Source organism: Paraburkholderia sp. GW821-FHT02A12 (assembly GCF_059422005.1).
Genome location: NZ_JBWKWA010000001.1, coordinates 914,667 through 933,869 on the forward strand (window position 1 = coordinate 914,667; position 19,203 = coordinate 933,869).

General features: G+C 61.9%; 13 protein-coding genes. 4 read left to right on the forward strand and 9 right to left on the reverse strand.

What is annotated here, in order from left to right; translation table 11 throughout:
• Positions 1 to 18: 18 nt before the first annotated feature.
• Positions 19 to 2,697, reverse strand: coding sequence for a DEAD/DEAH box helicase (locus tag AC07WT_RS04160; RefSeq protein ID WP_494946152.1), 2,679 nt, complete (start codon positions 2,695 to 2,697; stop codon positions 19 to 21).
• Positions 2,698 to 3,334: 637 nt separating this feature from the next.
• Complete coding sequence (gene ltrA, locus AC07WT_RS04165) at positions 3,335 to 4,972, reverse strand: group II intron reverse transcriptase/maturase (RefSeq protein WP_494946153.1); 1,638 nt, start codon at positions 4,970 to 4,972, stop codon at positions 3,335 to 3,337.
• An 807-nt stretch (positions 4,973 to 5,779) separates the two neighbouring features.
• On the opposite strand from ltrA, the gene AC07WT_RS04170 reads away from it, so the two are divergent.
• Positions 5,780 to 6,169 carry a hypothetical protein gene (locus AC07WT_RS04170; RefSeq protein WP_492591162.1) on the forward strand — a complete coding sequence of 130 codons (390 nt, stop codon included), beginning with the start codon at positions 5,780 to 5,782 and terminating at the stop codon, positions 6,167 to 6,169.
• A gap of 384 nt (positions 6,170 to 6,553) precedes the next feature.
• Positions 6,554 to 6,994, forward strand: a complete 441-nt coding sequence (locus tag AC07WT_RS04175; RefSeq protein WP_494946154.1) for a hypothetical protein — start codon at positions 6,554 to 6,556, stop codon at positions 6,992 to 6,994.
• Between the two features lie 1,067 nt (positions 6,995 to 8,061).
• Here AC07WT_RS04175 and AC07WT_RS04180 read toward each other — a convergent pair.
• The 7 genes from AC07WT_RS04180 to AC07WT_RS04210 all read right to left on the reverse strand — a co-directional run bounded on the left by AC07WT_RS04180 (position 8,062) and on the right by AC07WT_RS04210 (position 16,094).
• Entirely contained in the window at positions 8,062 to 8,922 is an 861-nt protein-coding gene (locus tag AC07WT_RS04180; RefSeq protein ID WP_494946155.1) for a hypothetical protein, read from the reverse strand.
• A gap of 82 nt (positions 8,923 to 9,004) precedes the next feature.
• Positions 9,005 to 9,628, reverse strand: coding sequence for a hypothetical protein (locus AC07WT_RS04185; protein ID WP_494946156.1), 624 nt, complete (start codon positions 9,626 to 9,628; stop codon positions 9,005 to 9,007).
• A gap of 51 nt (positions 9,629 to 9,679) precedes the next feature.
• Positions 9,680 to 10,849, reverse strand: a complete 1,170-nt coding sequence (locus tag AC07WT_RS04190; protein ID WP_494946157.1) for an integrase domain-containing protein — start codon at positions 10,847 to 10,849, stop codon at positions 9,680 to 9,682.
• A 937-nt stretch (positions 10,850 to 11,786) separates the two neighbouring features.
• On the reverse strand, positions 11,787 to 12,815 hold the full coding sequence (galE, locus tag AC07WT_RS04195) for a UDP-glucose 4-epimerase GalE (protein ID WP_494946158.1): 1,029 nt from the start codon (positions 12,813 to 12,815) through the stop codon (positions 11,787 to 11,789).
• 12 nt (positions 12,816 to 12,827) lie between these two features.
• Positions 12,828 to 13,976 (reverse strand): glycosyltransferase family 4 protein, encoded by a 1,149-nt coding sequence (locus AC07WT_RS04200; RefSeq protein ID WP_494946159.1) that lies wholly within the window; start codon positions 13,974 to 13,976, stop codon positions 12,828 to 12,830.
• A gap of 28 nt (positions 13,977 to 14,004) precedes the next feature.
• The gene (locus tag AC07WT_RS04205; RefSeq protein ID WP_494946160.1) at positions 14,005 to 14,835 is read right to left on the reverse strand and encodes a glycosyltransferase; all 831 of its coding nucleotides are present in this window, start codon (positions 14,833 to 14,835) and stop codon (positions 14,005 to 14,007) included.
• The gene (locus tag AC07WT_RS04210) at positions 14,832 to 16,094 is read right to left on the reverse strand and encodes an oligosaccharide flippase family protein (protein WP_494946161.1); all 1,263 of its coding nucleotides are present in this window, start codon (positions 16,092 to 16,094) and stop codon (positions 14,832 to 14,834) included. Before AC07WT_RS04210 ends, AC07WT_RS04205 begins: the two co-directional genes overlap by 4 nt.
• A gap of 342 nt (positions 16,095 to 16,436) precedes the next feature.
• Here AC07WT_RS04210 and AC07WT_RS04215 point away from each other — a divergent pair, with 342 nt between their 5' ends.
• Both AC07WT_RS04215 and waaC read left to right on the forward strand, forming a co-directional pair.
• Positions 16,437 to 17,831, forward strand: a complete 1,395-nt coding sequence (locus AC07WT_RS04215; protein WP_494946162.1) for a phosphomannomutase/phosphoglucomutase — start codon at positions 16,437 to 16,439, stop codon at positions 17,829 to 17,831.
• Positions 17,832 to 18,168: 337 nt separating this feature from the next.
• Positions 18,169 to 19,170 carry a lipopolysaccharide heptosyltransferase I gene (gene waaC / locus AC07WT_RS04220; RefSeq protein ID WP_494946163.1) on the forward strand — a complete coding sequence of 334 codons (1,002 nt, stop codon included), beginning with the start codon at positions 18,169 to 18,171 and terminating at the stop codon, positions 19,168 to 19,170.
• The last annotated feature ends 33 nt before the right edge of the window (positions 19,171 to 19,203 follow it).

A 19,203-nucleotide genomic window follows, 5' to 3' on the forward strand; every position in this document is an offset into this window, starting at 1 on the left:
TGCGCTTCCTCTTGACGATCAATTTTCTTGCGCGGCATAAACGTCGAGCTTCACGAGATCGAGCAACTCTCGATCGCTCATCTCGGTGAGCAGGAGTTCCGCGCCGCCCTCCAGCACATCCTTCACCAATTGCTGCTTCGCTTCAATCAACTGGTCGATACGGTCCTCGATCGTGCCACGGCAGATAAACTTATGCACCAAAACGTTCCTCTGCTGGCCGATACGAAACGCACGGTCAGTCGCCTGATTTTCCACGGCCGGGTTCCACCAGCGGTCGTAGTGGATCACATGGGAAGCGGCGGTGAGATTCAACCCCGCGCCACCTGCCTTGAGCGAGAGCACGAAGAAGGGTGTCAGCTCATCTTCCTGGAATCGCTTGACGAGTTCGCGGCGCTTGGCTACCGGAGTGCCGCCATGGAGCACCAGACCTTCGCGACCAAAGATTGAACCCAGAAATGCCGCCAGCGGCTCCGTGGTCTCCCGGAACTGGGTGAATATCAGCACCTTTTCCTGCTTGGCGGCGATGACTTCGGCCAGCTGGCGCAGGCGGGCGAACTTGCCGCTGTCGTCCTCCTTCCACGCTGCGTCGCCCAGCCATTGCGAGGGATGGTTGCATATCTGTTTGAAGCGCATCAGGAAGCTCAGCACCACACCCTTGCGACCTATGCCTTCGACGTCGTCAAGCGCGGCGGCCAGATCTTTCACCGCGCGCTGATAAAGCGCCGCCTGGCTCGGGCTCAGGTGGCACCAGGCCTTGAGTTCGGTCTTGTCCGGAAGGTCGTCGATTACCCGCTTGTCGGTCTTCAGGCGGCGCAGGATGTAGGGCCGCACGAGCGTGCGCAGCGGGCCGAAGTGCTCGGCCTTCGCCAGCCGCCTGGTAAAGTTGGCGAAGACTTTGTCCGAGCCCAGCAAACCGGGGTGGGTGAAATCGAAAATGGACCACAGATCGGACAGGCGGTTTTCCACGGGGGTTCCGGTCAGCGCGATACGCGATTGCGCATGGAGCTGCTTGACCTGTCGCGTTTGCTTGGCGCCCGGATTCTTGATCGCCTGCGCTTCATCGACGACGGCAACCCGCCATTGGATGGTACCCAGTACCGGCTGGCGAAGAAGCGAGCCAAAGCTGGTGACGACGAGATCGATGTCCGCAAGCCGCGCGGCGTCCAGCGCACGCAAATCGGCCGCCGGCATGACCGACGGATGGGCGATCAGCAGGCGCAAGCCGGGGGCGAAGCGCTCGGCCTCTGCCGCCCAGTTGGCCAGCAGCGATGCGGGGGCGACCAGCAGGCTGGGCCGCGCCTCGGCGCTTTCGCGCTTCAGCACGAGCAGCAGCGAGAGTACCTGCATGGTCTTGCCCAGGCCCATATCGTCCGCCAGGCAAGCGCCCAGTCCGAGCCGGGTGAGCAGGTACAACCACCGCACGCCGGCCTGTTGGTAGGGCCGCAGGCTGGCCTTGAGTTCCGGTCCCGGGCTGATCTGTGCCAACCCGTCCGGCTGACGCAACTTCTGCAAGATGTCGGCCAGCCATGGCCCTGCAACAAGCTGCGACCAGTCTCGGTCAGCGGGGTCGCCGCTATCGTCGAGCGAAACACCCGCCAGAATGCGTAGGGCCTCATTAAATGGCAGACCGGTTTTCGCCGCCCTTTCCATGGCCTCGAATCGCTCCAGGAGGCGACTGAGCTTTTTGTTGTCCACTTCGACCCAGCGACCACGGATGAGTTGCAACCCGTCGGCGCCTTTGAGCAGATCCCTAACCTCGGAGGCGCTGAGACTCTCGCCGTCGAGGGAGACCTCCATGCTGAAATCGAGCAACGCGTCCTTGCCCAGGAGCGAAGGCGGTCGCGCTCCGACGCTGGCTCTCACAACGGGACGAGCAGGGCGGCCCGCCTGCCAGACGCTTGGCGTGCGTACGACAATCCCGGCGGCTTCGAGTTTGGACAGGTCCGAAAGGAAGCGGTGGGCGTCAAGCGGCGTCCAGCGCAGCGGATGGTATATCTCGCCGGTATCCACCATTTCGCGAAGCCAATCGCAGTGTTCCGCGGCGCGCTGGACCGGCAGCAGTAGCGACAAGAGTTGCGCACGGCTCCTGGCTCCCGAAAATTCCGCGAGGGCTTGCGACAGTGGCTGGTGTTGCGCTTTGCCATGTGCCGACAGGCGCGAGGTGTAAGTCGCAAGGAAGGCGAACGGTGACTCCGGGTCCTTGCGGTTCTCAGCGAGGTTGAAATGCACGCGGCCGACGAGATTCCAGGCCGGGTGGCGCGACTTGAGGAAATCCTGAAGCGAGACTTTTGCGGTCGCCAGTTCCTGGTGCAAGGCGGTATTGATCTCGCCCCACAGCGTGGCCAGCACATCTGGCGTTAGATACTCCCCGCCCGTCATCGGCGGTGCATCGGCAATCAGGGCATCGAAATCCTTGGCAGCAGGCGTGACGACCGCGATCTCGCCGCCTTCGGGCGTGGCACACAAGGCGGTGACATAGCGCGCGGCAAAATCACGCCACCAGGCCCACGCGGGCGGCAAAATGCGGCCGATTTCCGCCGTTCCCAGATGCAGCAGGCCATGTCCTGCGCCAAGCGCAAAAGAACTGCCCAACCGCGGTCGTATTTCATCCGCCAATAGTGGCGCGGCGTCCTTCGGCACCGCAAGCAGGTGACCACCGGGCGTCAGGTGTGGCGCGAGAATGTCGGAAGCAGTCAAGAACGCCCGTCCTCATGACACTGTTGCAGCAAGCGCTGAAGCGGCCTGTTTTCGCGGAACGCGGCTTCGGAATCAACCAGCAGGCCCACCACGCCAGTGCGAACTGGACGAAGCTCCGTTTGCGCCTGGTCCGCTCGAATTGTGGGGTGGACCAAGCGTCCGGGATACGCCTGGCCGCTGCGTTGCGCATGTCTTGTGAACTGTCTTTTCATCTGCTGTAGGACGACCTGATTGCTACGTATCAACTCACAGAAGTTCGCCCCCGGCTCTGCCGCCGGCTGACCAACCTTTAACGTTCACGGCGGTCGCCGTGAATTTCCGAATTCTGCCAAGAGAAACAGGACTCACGATGAAAGGGTACCAAAACCTGAGTCACACGAGATGGGATGCCGATGGCGGCTCCCTCCCGCGCGGCGAAAATCAGTTGGCGCGTTTGTTACAAACGACTAAATGGCAGAGTGTCTCGTTGGACCGACCTACGGACGTTCAACGCTGCGCCTTTGAATGTCGGGTAGCTGGGCGCGGTTACCCGCGTCCAGCCCCCTCAGAACCGTGCATGGGTCTTTCGATCCACACGGCTCAAGCCTCTGCAAAGGCATCTCGCGACACCCGGTTTCACAACGGTATTTTCGGCAGACTAATGATTTCTACGGCAATCGGGATGGTGTACTTGAAGATTACTCGCTGCGTCCGATCCGCCTTCGGTTCTTTTCACGATACAACGAACACCCCAAGGGATGCCCGTCGTGATGGGTTCCTGACAGTCAGGACACAGGCCGTCCTGCCTGAGCCAGACGCGGTACAGCTTCGCACGGCCTTTTGACGAGTTCTGCATTTTCGTGCCCCATCGGGACTCGAAGTAATGCTTCCAGTCTGGGTCGTGCGGATTGGCGTTGGCTCTGATCTTGATATGCCGCTGGATTGGCGTATCAGATTCTTGTAGCAGGGTGAGCTCCCGTTGCGTTCCATCCTCTTGTTTTTCTGTGGCGATGAATACCCAGTTCCGGGCACCTCGGGTCTTGAAATATTTTTCCTTAACCCAGCGGGCTCCCTTGTTCGGATGCCTTCTTACCGCCCATCGCCATAGCATCGACCAGACATCGTCATCAACCCGAGCGAAGGTTTCCTTGGCGACTACATGCCTGTGGTAATTCGCCCATCCACGTAGTACCGGATTGAGCAGCCTTATCAGGTGGGCCTGTTTAGCCGTCTTGTTGGCCTTGACGACCTCACGGATCTTGTCAAGATGCGCTTTGACGTTCGCTTTGGACGGCTTCATGAGCAGCTTGCCGTTGTACTTGCGAATGTTCCATCCGAGAAAGTCAAACCCCTCCCTGATATGCGTTATTCTGGTCTTCTCTGGCGATAGGACTAACCCGCGTTCCGCCAGAAATTCAACCACTGCGGCCTTGACCTCCTGTTCCAGCCATTCTTTTGAATTGCCCGTAATAATGAAGTCGTCCGCGTAACGCACCATGTTCATTTTTAAGCCTGCCCGCCTTGCCTTCGGAAACTTCTCCGCCAGCCTGGCTTCGAGACCGTCCAACGTCATGTTAGCCAAGACAGGGCTGATAATTCCCCCTTGCGGGGCACCTGCCTCAGTCGGGAAGAGTTCGTTCTGGTACACGAATCCCGCCTTGAGCCACTTCTTGAGGATCGCCTTATCCGTGGGGATATGGGCGAGCATCCAGTCGTGACTGATTTGGTCGAAACAGCCTTGAATGTCGGCCTCTAGCACCCATTCCGCACTCGTCTTTTGCGCAAGAGAAGTGAAGCATTGCTCTCCTGCATCAGCGGTTGAGCGCTCCGGCCTGAACCCATAGGAGTTCAGATCGGCGGTGGTTTCCGCAATCGGTTCCAGCGCCAGCAAATGTAATGCTTGCATGGCTCTGCACTTCATGACGGGTATGCCGAGCGGCCTCGTCTTGCCGTTTTTCTTCGGAATCAACACTCTCCGAAGCGGAAGGGGCGAGTAGCCCCGCCTCTTCAACGACGCAATCGCGTTGGTCTTTGCCGCCGGTGTTTTCCACGTTACCTTGTCCACACCGGGGGTGTTCCTGCCTTGATTTTCAGTCACCCGCTTCACGGCTAATGCCTTGCCGCTGAACGAGTGGGTCAGCAACCATTGCAAGGCTTTCGCCTTGTTGTGGCGGCCGGCCTGTGACGCCTTCACCATACGCGTCTGCAGCCTTCTTACGTACCGTCGGACCTTGGCCCAATTGATGCCGTCCCACGTCACGCCAGAAGGCGCACGCGCCTGTGTTGCAGCGCTCATTTGCTTTCCCTCCGTTAAGATGGTTCTGGAAACTCTCTGGTGAAGAGAGACCATGAGGAAGTCTGCCCGCTTTCGCGTGAGGTGATGTTGCAACCCCTATCCGTCCCATTACAGGCCGGCGTTCGCTTTGTCCTCGTTCCTATGCCCGCACCACCATGGGCAGACCTTGCAGCCTGCTGTCCCCGAAGGGAGCGATACGGGGTTTCCACGTTCCGCTTGTAAAGTACGTCGGGTTAGGTGCCTGCTATTGACCGGGAGGCGTATGGGTCACGAGAGCGCAATTATCAGACGCTATTCCCGCCTCCGTTACCGTTTTGGTTCAAGCGTGGTAGCCACTTCCGCTTGTTCTACATGACGATCTTTATCGCAGATTCAAATGTTTTCACCCTACCGACTATCTGGCACTCATCCGGCGTGTGGCTGCCAGAAGGGTACGCCTCTCGCGATTGATACCCCGCACCTTGCGGCGCTTCGTTACGTTGTCAGAACCGCTCTTTATTCAGGCTCCTAGATTCACCCGGTGACACGGGTGGTACCCTCCGTTGCCGTGGGAACAACTTCTACAAGCGACTTCGTGTCGCACGATGATCATGTAGCCGGCCGCCTACCGCCGATCACCAACCGGAGCGAGTCACTCCATTGCGGTCGCCCGCGTCTGTGCTGCGAATGCCCCTTGCTCGGTTCACGCAGCCATTACTTCCCGAACCCGCTTGCCGGGCGGCCGGCCAAGGTGTAGAAACTTGGTACGCTTTGTGTACACCGGTGACGCCGCTTACGTCACTCGGCAAGGCATGCGAGGGAGGAGTCGTGACATTCAAGGCGCAGTGGTACCGGGACAAGTTTGCGAAAAAACGTGGCAAAGGCTTCTGCGGCTATCCGGTGGCAACGGTTGCCTTCTACGGACCAGACGACACGAGAGCGACGAAGGTCTCTGTTGGCATCGTCGCGCACGAAGGTGCTGACGCGGACCCTGTTGAGCGGTGGTTCTGCAAAACCACCGATGCGAGAATCGATCCAGAAGTCACCGAAGCAATCATTCGATTCATCGATCATCACGGTGCGAAATCGGTGGTTGCCGTCGATCGCATCATCGGCTGCCCGCATGAGGAAGGCATTGACTACCCGGAAGGCGAAAAATGTATGCAGTGTCCGTTCTGGGCCAACCGTGATCGATGGAGCGGCGAGATCATGCAGTGAGACGTCAAGAGGCAAGCGTTTCCATCCTCGCGCTGAGGCGTTCCTTACTTGCTTCATTCCGACCGCAGTCACGCATTCATTAACGCAGGACACTTTCTGGACGAGAAGGGTGCGCGTGGCCCTCAGCGGGGCGCGGCAAAGCCCGTGGCGTGGTTCCACGCAACCGTGATCGCCTGCGCGACTCACTTCGACTCCACGAGCGCGATGACTGCGACGTGCTTCACGTGCAGGAGAGGCCCAGCGGAGCCGGACATCGACCGAGCCAACCCGAAGCCTGGTCATGCGCACGGTGTAAGGTAAAGGGGCGAATCTGCTGCGGGGAAGGCACGTTGTGGGATCTTGCCGAGCGTGGTGAGCGTCACCGTTAATGCAAGGGGCAGAACCATGGGTTTTTCTTGCCGAACGTTTCTGATCGCTCGTGACGATACCCTCTGGCGGCTGTCAAACACAAAGTTCGACCAGATGCTGCAAGATCCGGCAAGCCACTGCCTGCCGGATCTTGCCGGGCAACGGGCGCGAATGGCCAGCGTCGTGGTCGAGCTTGTGGCCAGAAACCCGGTGCGCGTCGTTCGGAACACGTTTTCCATTCTCACCTTCGATGCCGAAGGCCGCATCGACCCGAGCAGATTCGAAAAGCAGCAATTTGCCCTCGCGGAGTCGGTCGTCGCACCTGTCTTTGCCGTATTCGATGATGACAGCAACCAAACAGTCGTCGACGCGACCTCCCGATTCATTGCACAAGGAGGCCAATGGGTTCCGTCACGCGCTTTGGCACGCGTCATAGATCAGACCGCGTTGGGTCAACGACAGTGCCGACACCTGTAACCGGTCGCTCAAAGGCTGCTCTACGGCATCCAGTTTTCGATTCTCGAGTGTCGGAGATGGGTCGACAGCAATCAGATCATACGGTCCTTTTGTAAGCCACCACTCGCGAGCGATAAAATTCGCGGCTATCCGAACGGCGGCTTCATTGGCTGACGACTTGCCGACCGACTCGAAGGGATGAATGACCGCTGTACCGCAAAAGCCGCCGAAGAGGCGACGCCTGGTCCAGGGTCCGCAGTGGGTCGGGAGTGTGAGTTCGCTAATGCAAAAAGCTGCCATCCGTCTGCTCGATCCCGCCACTGTCAGCAATCCGCCACATTGCTGACGTAGAACCCAACCCGGCCCAATGTCGGCTCAGGCCGAACTCCCGTCTCCCTATGCGAGTCGACGAACGGCCGTTGTACCTTGAAAGCCGCCGTAGATGCCGCGCTGGCTTGACGGGCCGCAATGGGTCGGTCGGTTGCTGCCGGTCACGACGGGCAGCAGGTGGCCATGATCGCTCGGTCGTGAGTCACACCCCCAATGCGAACAGTCGCCCGCGTCTGGTCCTTACCTGGTCATTGCTGCTCCAGTGACCGCGAGCGAGAGATCAGGTCGGTCCTTCGTGGCTGACCTTCGACGCTGCCTACGATTTCGAGCGCCTGTAACATGACCGCCGAATGCACGGGCGATGAAGCGCCGGAGCATGTCCGGGTGAACTTGAATATCGCAGATATCCGAGGGTGAGGGGGTTCTGCATGCGACGGGGCCGCCGCTGGAAGCAAGCGTTCTTGAGGAACTGCCCATTAGCACATCGAGCTGGCCGAACATAGGCGAGGTCCCTGTTGATCAGCGCCCGCGAGCAATTGCCGGGCGTATCCGTCGTTGTGTGCGATACGCTTGGGGGTCTGGCAGTCCGGGAGCACAAAAGCATTGCGTTTTCTCACGAGATCATGCGACGCCCGTTCAGGAAAAGGGCGACTCGGAACGTCCTCACCATTCAGCGCCCCAACGCCGGTGGCGCGGCCGGGACGCTGGAGCCGGCCGCGCTTACCCGGGACCTCCTCGGTCCCGGACTCCTGGGCCATTTAGCCCGGCATGGGCTCGCTGTGAGGCGGGCTTGTCTCATCCAGTACGACACCGCCGTCCACCAGTGCAACGGCGTGCGGCTGGGGCGGGGTTGAGGTGACCGACACGGCGGGCGGCAGCTCCTGCTGCAGGGTGTGGGGAACGCGAAGCATGTCGAGCGCTTTGTCGATGTCCACCCGGCAACCGGTCAATGCGCGCTGCGCGAGGAGTTTGCGGGCAAGAGCGTGCAGAAGCTCTTCCGGTTCTCCGGCCTGGCGCGCCTCCTCAAGTGCTGACTCGAAGCGGACCTGGCCGCTCAGAACGCCGGCGATCGGAAGTTGCAACTCACGGGCGCGCTCAAAGGCCGTCGAGTCCTTAAGCACGGCTTCACGGCTGACCGCCGCAAAGGGGCCGTTAGCCAGATAGCCGGCCAGTTGCGTGAACGCCTGCTCTACGAACGCGTCGCGCGGCGTATGGGTATAGACCACGCCAACCTGCGTCGGGTCAACGCCCATCGAGGCGAGCTTGGTGAGCGTTCCGACTGCGCTTTGCTGTGATCCCTCACGGGGTGTTGCGGTGCAGATGATGAGCGCAAAATCATTCGCTGTGCCAGGGTGTTCCGCAAGGAACTCAAGCGTGGGAGCCACCGATGGTGCCGAGACGGCCACACAGTAGGCGTGCGAGGCAGCGGCCAGCATGCAGTAAAGCTCGTCGGGCCGGTCGGCCCGTACGCGTACCGCGTCTGGTTCAAGCTGTGCAGACGCTTTGCGGGGCACTTCCACGCGGACCAGGCGTGCACCAGTACGCGAGCTGACGAGGTCAGCTACGGCGCTCTCCTGCACATCATTGCCGCTGGTGAGGATGAGGTAGTGATGGTTCATCTGTTTTCTCCTGTTCAGGAAGAGGTGGGTAGGTCAGGGCAGGCTGGAAATCCGAAATAGCGATATGGAGGACTGCGGTGCGTCATCGGACGGGCTCAGGAAGATCGCACTGCTCGGGTGCGACCCTCGATCCGGCGGCCGGCGTGGCGAACCGGCGGTCGCGGCGGTACTTGCGATTGCCGCCGCTGCCCACCCGCACACTTGTCGTCCGGGCGGTTAGTGCAGCAAGGGCGTCCGCGCGATGCCCCGCATGAGCAAGGAGGGTACGCAACGGCGAAAGTGCCCAGAGAACGGCGTCGACGTTTGCCTGCGTTGCCCGGCAATGAGAGACGAACGGCTCGAACTCCGTCGCGGCGATGTCCTGGAGCCGCTCGGGCAACGTGCCACGCCACTGGAGAAAGACGCTGAACATCATCCATGCCTCGCGCAGGCGCGCATTCATGATCTGGTTGCAGCCGATGGCGGCAATGACGCTTTCCACCTGATCGTGAATCGCAGACTGCTCCGGCGTTGAGCTAGTGTTGCCAGGGCCGGTGTCGGTGGACGCGCCACTTCGGCTGGCGGCCGGGTCGGACAACCCGGGCGACACCTGCATCACGCTGATCGTTGCGGGCGAGGTTGCAGTAGCGCTCGATGCTTCCATCTCGGCGGTGATTGGCACGGAGGTTGCCCCGGTGCGACGCGGCTGTCTTTCGAACGTTTTCATCAAAGTAGCGGAGTCCTGTGTATATTAAAAAAGGAGCGGAATGCAGATGAATCAACCGGTTTGGCGGCCATTTTTATGGTCCTGGCCGGCGTGGTCGACCGGTGCGCGAGCGTGGGAAACCGCGCGTTTTCCGCCCGTGCGCCTGCGGGCGCCCCGTGCGGGCATTGCGGGCATCGCATTCGTCGGCAAATCCATCCGACCAATTGGAGAGCCACTTAGCCGGGCATGCCGGAGTTTCGCTTCCCGCCGCGCGGCCGCCCGGGGCAACTGCTTTGCCGGGCTTCGGCGGTGTGCTTCTTTCTTATGGATTTTCAGGCAACCCTTGAATTGATGCGCAATGGGTTGACAGTAGTAGTTGAAAATCATTTGTATTCTCGTGGGACCGTGGCCGAGCGAGGCGCTCAGGCGGACGAGGGCCTCATAGGGCGCGACACCGCTGTCCAGCAGCTGCAGCGCAAGATCCAAGGCATATGTGTAGCGAAGTGAATGAAAAGATAGTTCTCCTGTCATTCCGGCGCGACGCAGTATGGCTTTCAGCCTGTTGATCGCCGACTCAAGTGTTTTGCCGCGTCCTGTGATGAACTCATAGTTGTGCGCAACGGCATATTCCAGAGCGGCCTGGATAACCTTGATGGTGTCCTCCCGCTGCGCCTCGAGCACCTCCACTTCCCGGGCACGTAAATTTTTGGCCCCCCGCATCACATCTAGCCTGGTCTTGCCGCTCATCAGCGCATCAAGCCACATCCTCAAGTCCCTTCCACACATCAGGGCTTCAAGCCGACGCAGGCCGAGGTGCCGGGCGAGCGCGATGAGGTGCCCGAGTCCGCGATCAATGCGGGCCGCGCGCTCCAGCAGCGCGTCAAGCTCGCCGGGTGTCTGGGCGCGGCGGGCGCCTTTGCGCACGCGATATGGCAGGCCAAGCTGCCGGTTGCTGCAGCTTTTACCCAGGTCGTTTCCCATCACATCCAGAACGACGCGGATGGCAGAAAATATGTTCTCAAGGTGTCCCGGGGTCATTCCTTGAGCGACACAGTGTGCTGCATAGGCATGCACCAGCCAGGGCTTGACCTCGGCAAGTGACCGGGTAAGGGCCTTGAGTTCCCGGGCAAAGCGCAGGAACGGTGTCACCAGATGACGCCGGTTTTCCTGATGTTTAAAGCTACCGCCGGCCAAGGCGCTCGCCCCGGCAAGCTCGTGTACAGCATCTGCCAGCATGGCCATTTGAATCCTCCGCTTCAGTACCCGCCAGACCCGCACATTGTGTTGCGCGCTGGCGGTATGCACGAACACAGCCCCCGGGGTGCGGACGTGCCGCGCCATATCACAGCCGGCTCGGAGCCTGTTGATTGCGCGCTGACGGGAAGGGGGCGGGAGGGCCAGCTGCGTGCCTGAGGGGCTTTGCCGGTTAATGGAGGAAGGAACGAACAGGCGCCAACGGGTAAGGTTGAGTTTGTAGATCCGGTGACCTGGATAAGAGGCGGTCTGCTGTGCTTGAAAGTGAGAGATGCCCGCGTGGAATCGGCTTTACATGCGACCGCGTGCGCAAAACGCATGTGTCAAAGCAGATGATCGGCGCACAGATGCGCGCGCCCGGGGCTATTGGAATGCCAGAGGAACGGGCATGGTTTGATGACCCGCCGGATCACTCGCCTGAGGGCGCATGTGAGCCTGACGGCTGGTTTGCGTGGGGGGATGGCAGATGGGCGGGCTGCGCCGGCATTGGCGCGCAGCAGACCTTTGATCCTTCGACGAGTCGTGCCCTCACAAGGCGGCTAATACATCGATGACTCGTGGCCGGCGGACCAAGCCGCGACCTCTTCCGGATCGTCACGATGGACACAGAGCCCATCGTCCAACTGCAATGCAATTGAAATCACGATTCATGCCCTGAAGAACAGGGGGAAACCGGTGTGTCATGCCGAAGCCTCGGCGGAGGATAAAGCGTGTACTGCAATCGAAGCTATTTGATCACACCAATACCGGGTAGCACAAGGGGGCAGGAGCGGCGCGTAGCGAAAAAACGACGCGCGTCGCGAAAGCCACCGGCACGCACACCGGAGGCGCCCGTCGCGGGCGGGCTGTGACAACGCGGGTCTTCCCGTCGAAGCGTGCCCGGCGCAAGGCAAAACCGGGCACGGGACGAACCGGCTCCCCGACGCTAGGCTGCACCAAACCCGTGGGGGGTCATCGACTGCCACCGCCAATGATCCGCACACATCCTCTCGATCCCAAACTCAGCACGCCAGCCAAGGAGCTTCTCCGCCGCCCCCGGATCGGCAAAGCACGAAGCCACATCGCCCGGACGGCGCGCCACGATCTCGTACGGCACCGGTTTGCCCGACGCCTTCTCGAACGAGCGGACTACGTCCAGCACGCTGTACCCTTGTCCTGTCCCAAGATTCACGACGAAACTCGCGTCGCGCTCGACCAGCGCATCGAGTGCCGCCAGGTGTCCGCGCGCCAGATCCACCACGTGGATGTAATCGCGCACGCCGGTGCCGTCAGGCGTTTCATAGTCGCCGCCGAACACCCGCAGCTTCTCGAGCTTGCCCACGGCAACCTGCGCCACATACGGCATCAGATTGTTAGGAATGCCAGCGGGATCTTCGCCGATCAAGCCGCTCTCATGCGCCCCGACCGGATTGAAATAGCGCAGCGTCGCGATCCGCCACGAAGGATCGGCCACTTCCAGATCACGCAAGACCTGCTCGGCGATCAGCTTCGACTGCCCATAAGGATTGGTTGCGGAAAGCGGAAACGATTCGTCGATCGGCGAGCTCTTCGGCACGCCATACACCGTTGCGGAAGAACTGAACACGAACTGCTTCACATTGCGCTCGCGCATCACGCCGAGCAGTGTCAGCAGGCTGCCGACGTTGTTGCTGTAGTACTCGATCGGCTTGGCGACCGATTCGCCCACCGCCTTCAACGCGGCGAAGTGAATCGCGCCGGTAATCGGATGGGCGTCGAAAATACGGTTGAGCGCCGCTTCGTCGCGCGCGTCGGCTTCGTAGAAGGCCACCGCCTTGCCGGTGATCTGTTCCACGCGCCGCAGCGATTCGCGATTGCTGTTCACGAGATTGTCGATTACCACGACGTCGAAACCGCCGTTCAGCAGTTCGACACAGGTGTGCGAGCCGATAAAGCCCGCGCCGCCCGTTACCAGAATCGTGCCCTTCGTGGTCATGCTGTTGCTCCGTTAAAGTAGGACGCCCGTCATTTTCTGCACCAGGTCTTTATATGCTTCGACGACCACGCGTTCGTCGAATTCTTCTGCGACTTTCTGTCGGCCGCGTTCTGCCATTGCGCGGCGCTTGGCGCCGCTCATGTCGAGCATCTGTGCCAGCTTCGCCGCGAGACTCTCCGCATTGCGCACTTCGCACAGCCAGCCGTTGACGCCGTCGGCCACCACCTCGCGGCAGCCCGGCACGTCGGTCGCGACTATCGGCCGGCCCATCGCCGAGGCTTCCATCAGCGTGCGCGGCACGCCTTCGCGATACGACGGCAATACGATGCAATCCGCATCGGCGATGAAAGGCCGCACGTCGTGCGTCTCTCCCAGGTACTCGATGACGCCTTCCCGTTCCCAGGCGGCGACTTCTTCGCGCGTGATCGCGCTGGGATTGTCGACGCCGACCGGCCCGAGCAGTTGGAAACGCGCCTGGCGGTAACGTTCACGCAAACGCCGTGCGGCTTCGACATATTCGCCGACGCCCTTGTCCCACAGGAGCCGCCCGATCAGCACAAACTTGAATTCGGCCCGCTCGGGCAGCGGCGTGAACGCGAACTGTTCGAGATCGACGCCTTCGCCATGCAACAGACGCGCACGCTCAGGATGCACCAACAAATTCTGCTCGACAAACGCGGCCTGGTCGTCGCGATTCAGAAACCAGATTTCGCGCGGGAAACGGAAAGCGAAACGGTACAGTTTTTTGGCGACTTGCGCCGCGCGGCTCTGCTGGATGAAGACGTAACCGAGCCCCGTCGTCACCGCCACCGACTGCACGCCCGCCAATTTCGCGGCGATCGAGCCGTAGATGTTCGGCTTGATCGTGTAATGAAACACGACGTGCGGGCGGATGCTCCGGTACAAACGATACAACGACAAAAGCGTCCGCAGGTCTTCGCGTGGACTGGTGCCTTTCGACGCCACCGGCAGTTCGATGCAGCGGCAACCCATCGCGGCGAGCAGTTCGAACGTGCGATCGCGCGGCGCGAGCACCGTCACGTCGACGCCGCGTCCAACCAGCATGCGGATCAGCCCTTGCCGATACGTATAGATTGCCCAGGCGGTGTTACAGACGAGTGTAATGCGCAGCGCGGGCGTCGACTTCAAGGCAGGCTTCATGCGGGAACGGGCTCGACGGTGGAATGAATTAATGGCTTGCGCGCGGCGCGAGCAGCGTGCGTTTGACCCGCTGTAACGCGCCGTAGGGCGTGATCAGATGCAACAGATTTTTGGCGAGGCCGAGCCAGTCGTAGAGATTGGCGGCGTTGAAATAGCGCAGTTGCAGCCGCAGCGTCGAACTCACCTGGCGGCGCCGTTTGGTCGCGCTGATGCCGCCTTCGTTCAGCTCGTAATAGAGCCCAAGTTCCGGCAGATTCGCGCAGTCGTAGCGCTCCATCAGGCGCACGAACAGATCGAGGTCTTCGGCGGAACGGTATTGCGTGCGATAGTTGCCGACCGCGCGCACCGCGTCGATGCGCAGCATCATCGAAGGATGCGCGAGGCATGAGCGGAAAAACCGCAGACGGCGAATCGCGCTCGGCTCGGCGGGCGGCGTCAGCATGAAGAGCGGCTTGCCGTCACGCGTGACGACCTGCGTCCACATGCCGAGGCCGGCCACTTGCGGATGCAATTCCATGAACATGCGCTGTTTGGCGAGGCGCTGCGGCACGCTGCGGTCGCCCGCGTCGATCCGCGCGGCATAGCGGAAGCCGCGCTGGGCAAGGGCGTCGATGCCGGCTTGCAGCGCGCGCTCGATGCCGCCGTTCTCCGGCATGCGCAGCACTTCGATATGCAGATTGGCGATCGCCGGCGCGACGATCGGCGGCGTGCTGCCGTCGTCGACGATCAGCACGTGCACCGGGGCGCTTTCGCTGAACGAGGCCAGCGTGAGATCGACGTCGGCCTGGCCGTTGTACGCGGGCATCAGCACGGCGACGTCGTCGAGGGCAATATGCGCGGCGGCGGATGAATTCGTCATGGGCGCAATTTGAAGCGGATGTAGTAGAGATTGACCGACGCAGCCGCCAGATAGCCGGCCGCGAGGCCCACCAACGCGCCGTACGCGCCAAGCCGCGGAATCGCCAGCAGATTGACGACGAAGGCGACGGCCAGCGCCAGCAGCCACTTCGACAGCAACACGAATTTGGCCTGATATTTCAGCACGATCAGATTGCCGATCGCTTCGATCCCGGCCGGCACGGAAAGCCACACGGCCCAGCGGAAAATCTCGATCGCGCCTTCATAGTCCGGCCCGAACACGCGGCCGATGATGAACCCCGCCAGCAGATCCAGCACGAGCGCGCCGCTCACCATCAGCGCGGCGGTCATTGCGGTGAGCCGCCACACGTTGCGGCGCAGTTGCGCGGGCTCCTGCACGCGATAGACGAACGCGGGCGCAATCGTCTGCGCGAGCATCAGCGCGAGCGTGATCCAGTTTTCGTTCAACTGCTGCGCGGCCGAATAACGTCCGAGGTCGGCGAAAGAGATCGCGCGTTCGAGCATCAGCCGGTCCAGTTTCAGAAACAGATACATACAGATCAGGCCAAGCCAGAACACCGTGCCCGCGCTCGCGAAGTGGCGAAACAGCGAACGGTCGAAGCGCCAGCCGAGCGTGCCGTCATGCCGGCGGATGTAATAGATCAGCAGCACGGCGCCGATCGCCGCGGATTCGACCGCCCACAGCCAGCCGAAGCGCGCGGGCGCCGCCATGGCGCGCACCAGCAGATAGACGAAACCCGCTTTCAGCACCGCGGTGCTCATGCTGGTGAGCAACTGCGGCTTGCTGTACGTCATGCTTTGCAGCCACGCATTGATCACGCCGACGAACGGCTCGCGAAACAGCATGCTGACCGCGAGGCCGGCGAGCATCGCGCCGACCATCGGTTCGAAGAGGTGCAGCGCAATGCCGAGCCACGTCAGCAGCAGCGCCGCGACCGACACGGAAATGCGCAGCGCGAAGGCGCTACCGAGCACGGTGCCGAGTTGAGCCGGCGGCCGGCCGACGATGGTGGGGACCAGAATCTCCGCGCCGCACACCCAGGTGATCGGCGACAGCACCAGCAGCAGCGTGTTCGCGTACTGCCATTTGCCGAAGATGTCCGGCCCGAAGTAGCGCGCCAGCATGCCGCTGATCAAGATCGCAACGCCGATCTGCGTGAGCCGCTCCAGCCCGAGCCAGACGATATTGGTGAAGGCGCGCGTGACGTCGGGATTGGCGAAGCGTTTGAGCGTCAGCATCCGCTTGCCGCCCGCCTGTCCGGTTGCGCGAATCGAGCGGGCGGCGCAAGCGTTGCAAGCCGCGCGGCGGCAGCGCGCGTCATTGCCCACCTGGCCGACAGTCGCGGCAACTTTCCAAAAGGAGGGCGTCTAAGCATTAGAATAGGGCGTCTATAAGGCAGGTCCGAAAGGCGCAATTATAAGTTGGAACCGGATCGCTTCCGGCAAGGGCGCATCGCGAGGTTGTACCAATCGGTTAATGACCAGCTCAACGGCCAGCTCAACGGCCAGGTTAGCGACCAATTTACCGATTGATCAGCGTAGCGCCGGTCAAAATTTTCCTTTGCACGCAAGTGAGCCAACATGATCTCCAAATCTATCTTCAAGGCGTATGACATTCGCGGTGTGATCGGCAAGACGCTCGACGCCGATGCAGCCCGTTCGATCGGCCGTGCATTCGGCAGCGAAGTGCGGGCGCAAGGCGGCGACGCCGTGGTGGTTGCGCGCGACGGCCGCCTGTCCGGTCCCGAACTGATCCAGGCGCTGTCGGACGGCTTGCGCGCGGCAGGCGTCGACGTGGTCAACGTCGGCATGGTGCCCACGCCGGTGGGCTACTTCGCGGCCAGCGTGCCGTTGCAGCTAGACGGCGGCGAGCGCCGCGTCGACTCGTGCATCGTCGTGACGGGCAGCCACAATCCGCCGGACTACAACGGTTTCAAGATGGTGCTGCGCGGCGCGGCGATTTACGGCGAGCAGATTCTCGCGCTGCATCAGCGCATCGTCGACGATAACTTCGCCACCGGCAGCGGCACGTACACCGAGTACGACATCGCCGATACGTATCTCGATCGCATCGCGAGCGACATCACGCTCGCGCGCCCGATCAAGATCGTGGTCGACACCGGCAATGGCGTGGCCGGCGGCCTCGCGCCGAAGCTCTTCAAGAAGCTTGGCTGCGAACTGGTCGAACTGTTCACCGAGATCGACGGCAACTTCCCGAATCACCACCCGGACCCGGCGCACCCCGAGAATCTCCAGGACGTGATCCGCGCGCTGAAGGAAACCGATGCTGAAATCGGTTTCGCATTCGACGGCGACGGCGACCGTCTCGGCGTGGTCACCAAAGACGGCCAGATCATTTATCCGGATCGCCAGCTGATGCTGTTCGCCGAAGAAGTGCTGTCGCGCAACCAGGGCGCGCAGATCATTTACGACGTGAAGTGCACGCGCAATCTGGCCAAGTGGGTGAAGGACAAGGGCGGCGAGCCGCTGATGTGGAAGACCGGCCACTCGCTCGTGAAGGCGAAGCTGCGCGAAACCGGCGCGCCGCTGGCAGGCGAAATGAGCGGCCACGTGTTCTTCAAGGACCGCTGGTACGGTTTCGACGACGGCCTGTACACGGGCGCGCGTCTTTTGGAAATCCTCACGCGCGTGTCCGATCCGAGCAAGCTGCTGAACTCGCTGCCGAACTCGCATTCCACGCCGGAGCTGCAACTGAAGCTGGAGGAAGGCGAAAACTTCGAGCTGATCGCGCGTTTGCAGCAGAACGCGAAGTTCACCGGCGCGGACGACGTCGTGAAGATCGACGGCCTGCGCGTCGAATATCCGGACGGCTTTGGTCTGGCGCGTTCGTCGAACACCACGCCGGTGGTCGTGATGCGTTTCGAGGCCGATAACGACGAAGCGCTCAAGCGCATCCAGGAAGACTTTCGCCGCGTGATCCTCGCGGAGAAGGCTGACGCCAAACTGCCGTTCTGACGGTTCGGGCGACGAAAAGCCGCGGGCGGTTCGAGTTGAACCGCCCGAGGCTGCCGCCGAACGCGGCGCGGGTTTCACTTACCGCGCCGCGTTTTTTCATGGCATTGGCATGCGACGCGCTAAAATTGCCGTCCTCGTGAGAAAACGCCGGGCCGCCCCAAGTTTTCTCGTCCCCCTCGGGGGGGGCCTGGCGCGAAGCGACAGGTTTGGGGGTGCTCTTACTAAAACGCCGGGCCGCCCCAAGTTTCCTCACCCCCCTCGGGAGGCCTGGCGCGAAGCGACAGGTTCGGGGGCTCTTTCAACGCATCTTCGGGCCGGATAGCCGGTTTTCCCACTCTTGAGCGTGCAAAAGATACTGATCGTGAGGGTGTCGTCATTGGGCGACGTCGTTCACAACATGCCGGTGATCGCCGACATCCGCCGCCGCCATCCGCAAGCGCAGATCGACTGGCTCGTCGAAGAAAGCTTCGTGGGGCTCGTGCAGCTCGTGACCGGCGTGCACCGGGCGATTCCCGTGTCGCTGCGGCGCTGGCGCAAGCGGCTCCTATCGCTCGACAACTGGCGCGAGATCGGCGCATTCCGGCGTGCGCTCGCCGCCGAGCACTACGATCTCGTAATCGACTGCCAGGGGCTCATCAAGACCGCGTGGGTCGCGAGCATGGCACGCGGACCGCTGGTCGGCCTCGCGAACCGCACCGACGGCGCGGGCTTCGAATGGCCGGTGCGTTTCTTCTACGACAAGCGCGTGCCGATTGAGCCGCGCACCCATGTGGTCGAACGCACGCGCCAACTGGTCGCCGCGGCGCTGAACGACCCGCAGCCGCAACCCACCGACGAAATCGATTTCGGCATCGACACCGGGCGCGCGGCGCTGGCTTTGTCGGAGGCGAATCTGAACCTGCCGGTGCCGTACGTGGTGTTCGTCCACGCCACCTCGCGCGCCGACAAGCAATGGCCCGATGCCGCGTGGATCAACCTGGGCCAGTCGCTGGTGCGGCGTGGCGCGTCGATCGTGCTGCCGTGGGGCAGCGACGAAGAGCGCACGACCAGTGAGCGTCTGGCCAAGGAGTTCGGCGCCGCGGCGATCGTGCCGCCCAGGCTGTCGTTGCCGGCGGTGGTCGGCCTGATCGACGGCGCCGCCGCGACGGTCGGGGTTGACACAGGTCTGGTTCACATCGCCGCGGCGCTGAAGCGGCCGACGATCGAGTTGTACAATTTCGCCACCGCGTGGCGCACCGGCGGCTACTGGTCGCCGAACGTCGTCAATCTCGGCACCGCCGGGCAGCCGCCCACGCTGCAACAGCTGAAGTCCGCACTGGCCGGCTTCGGCCTGCTGTAACGCGGCGTGCGCTTCGCCTTACGCTCCATCCGT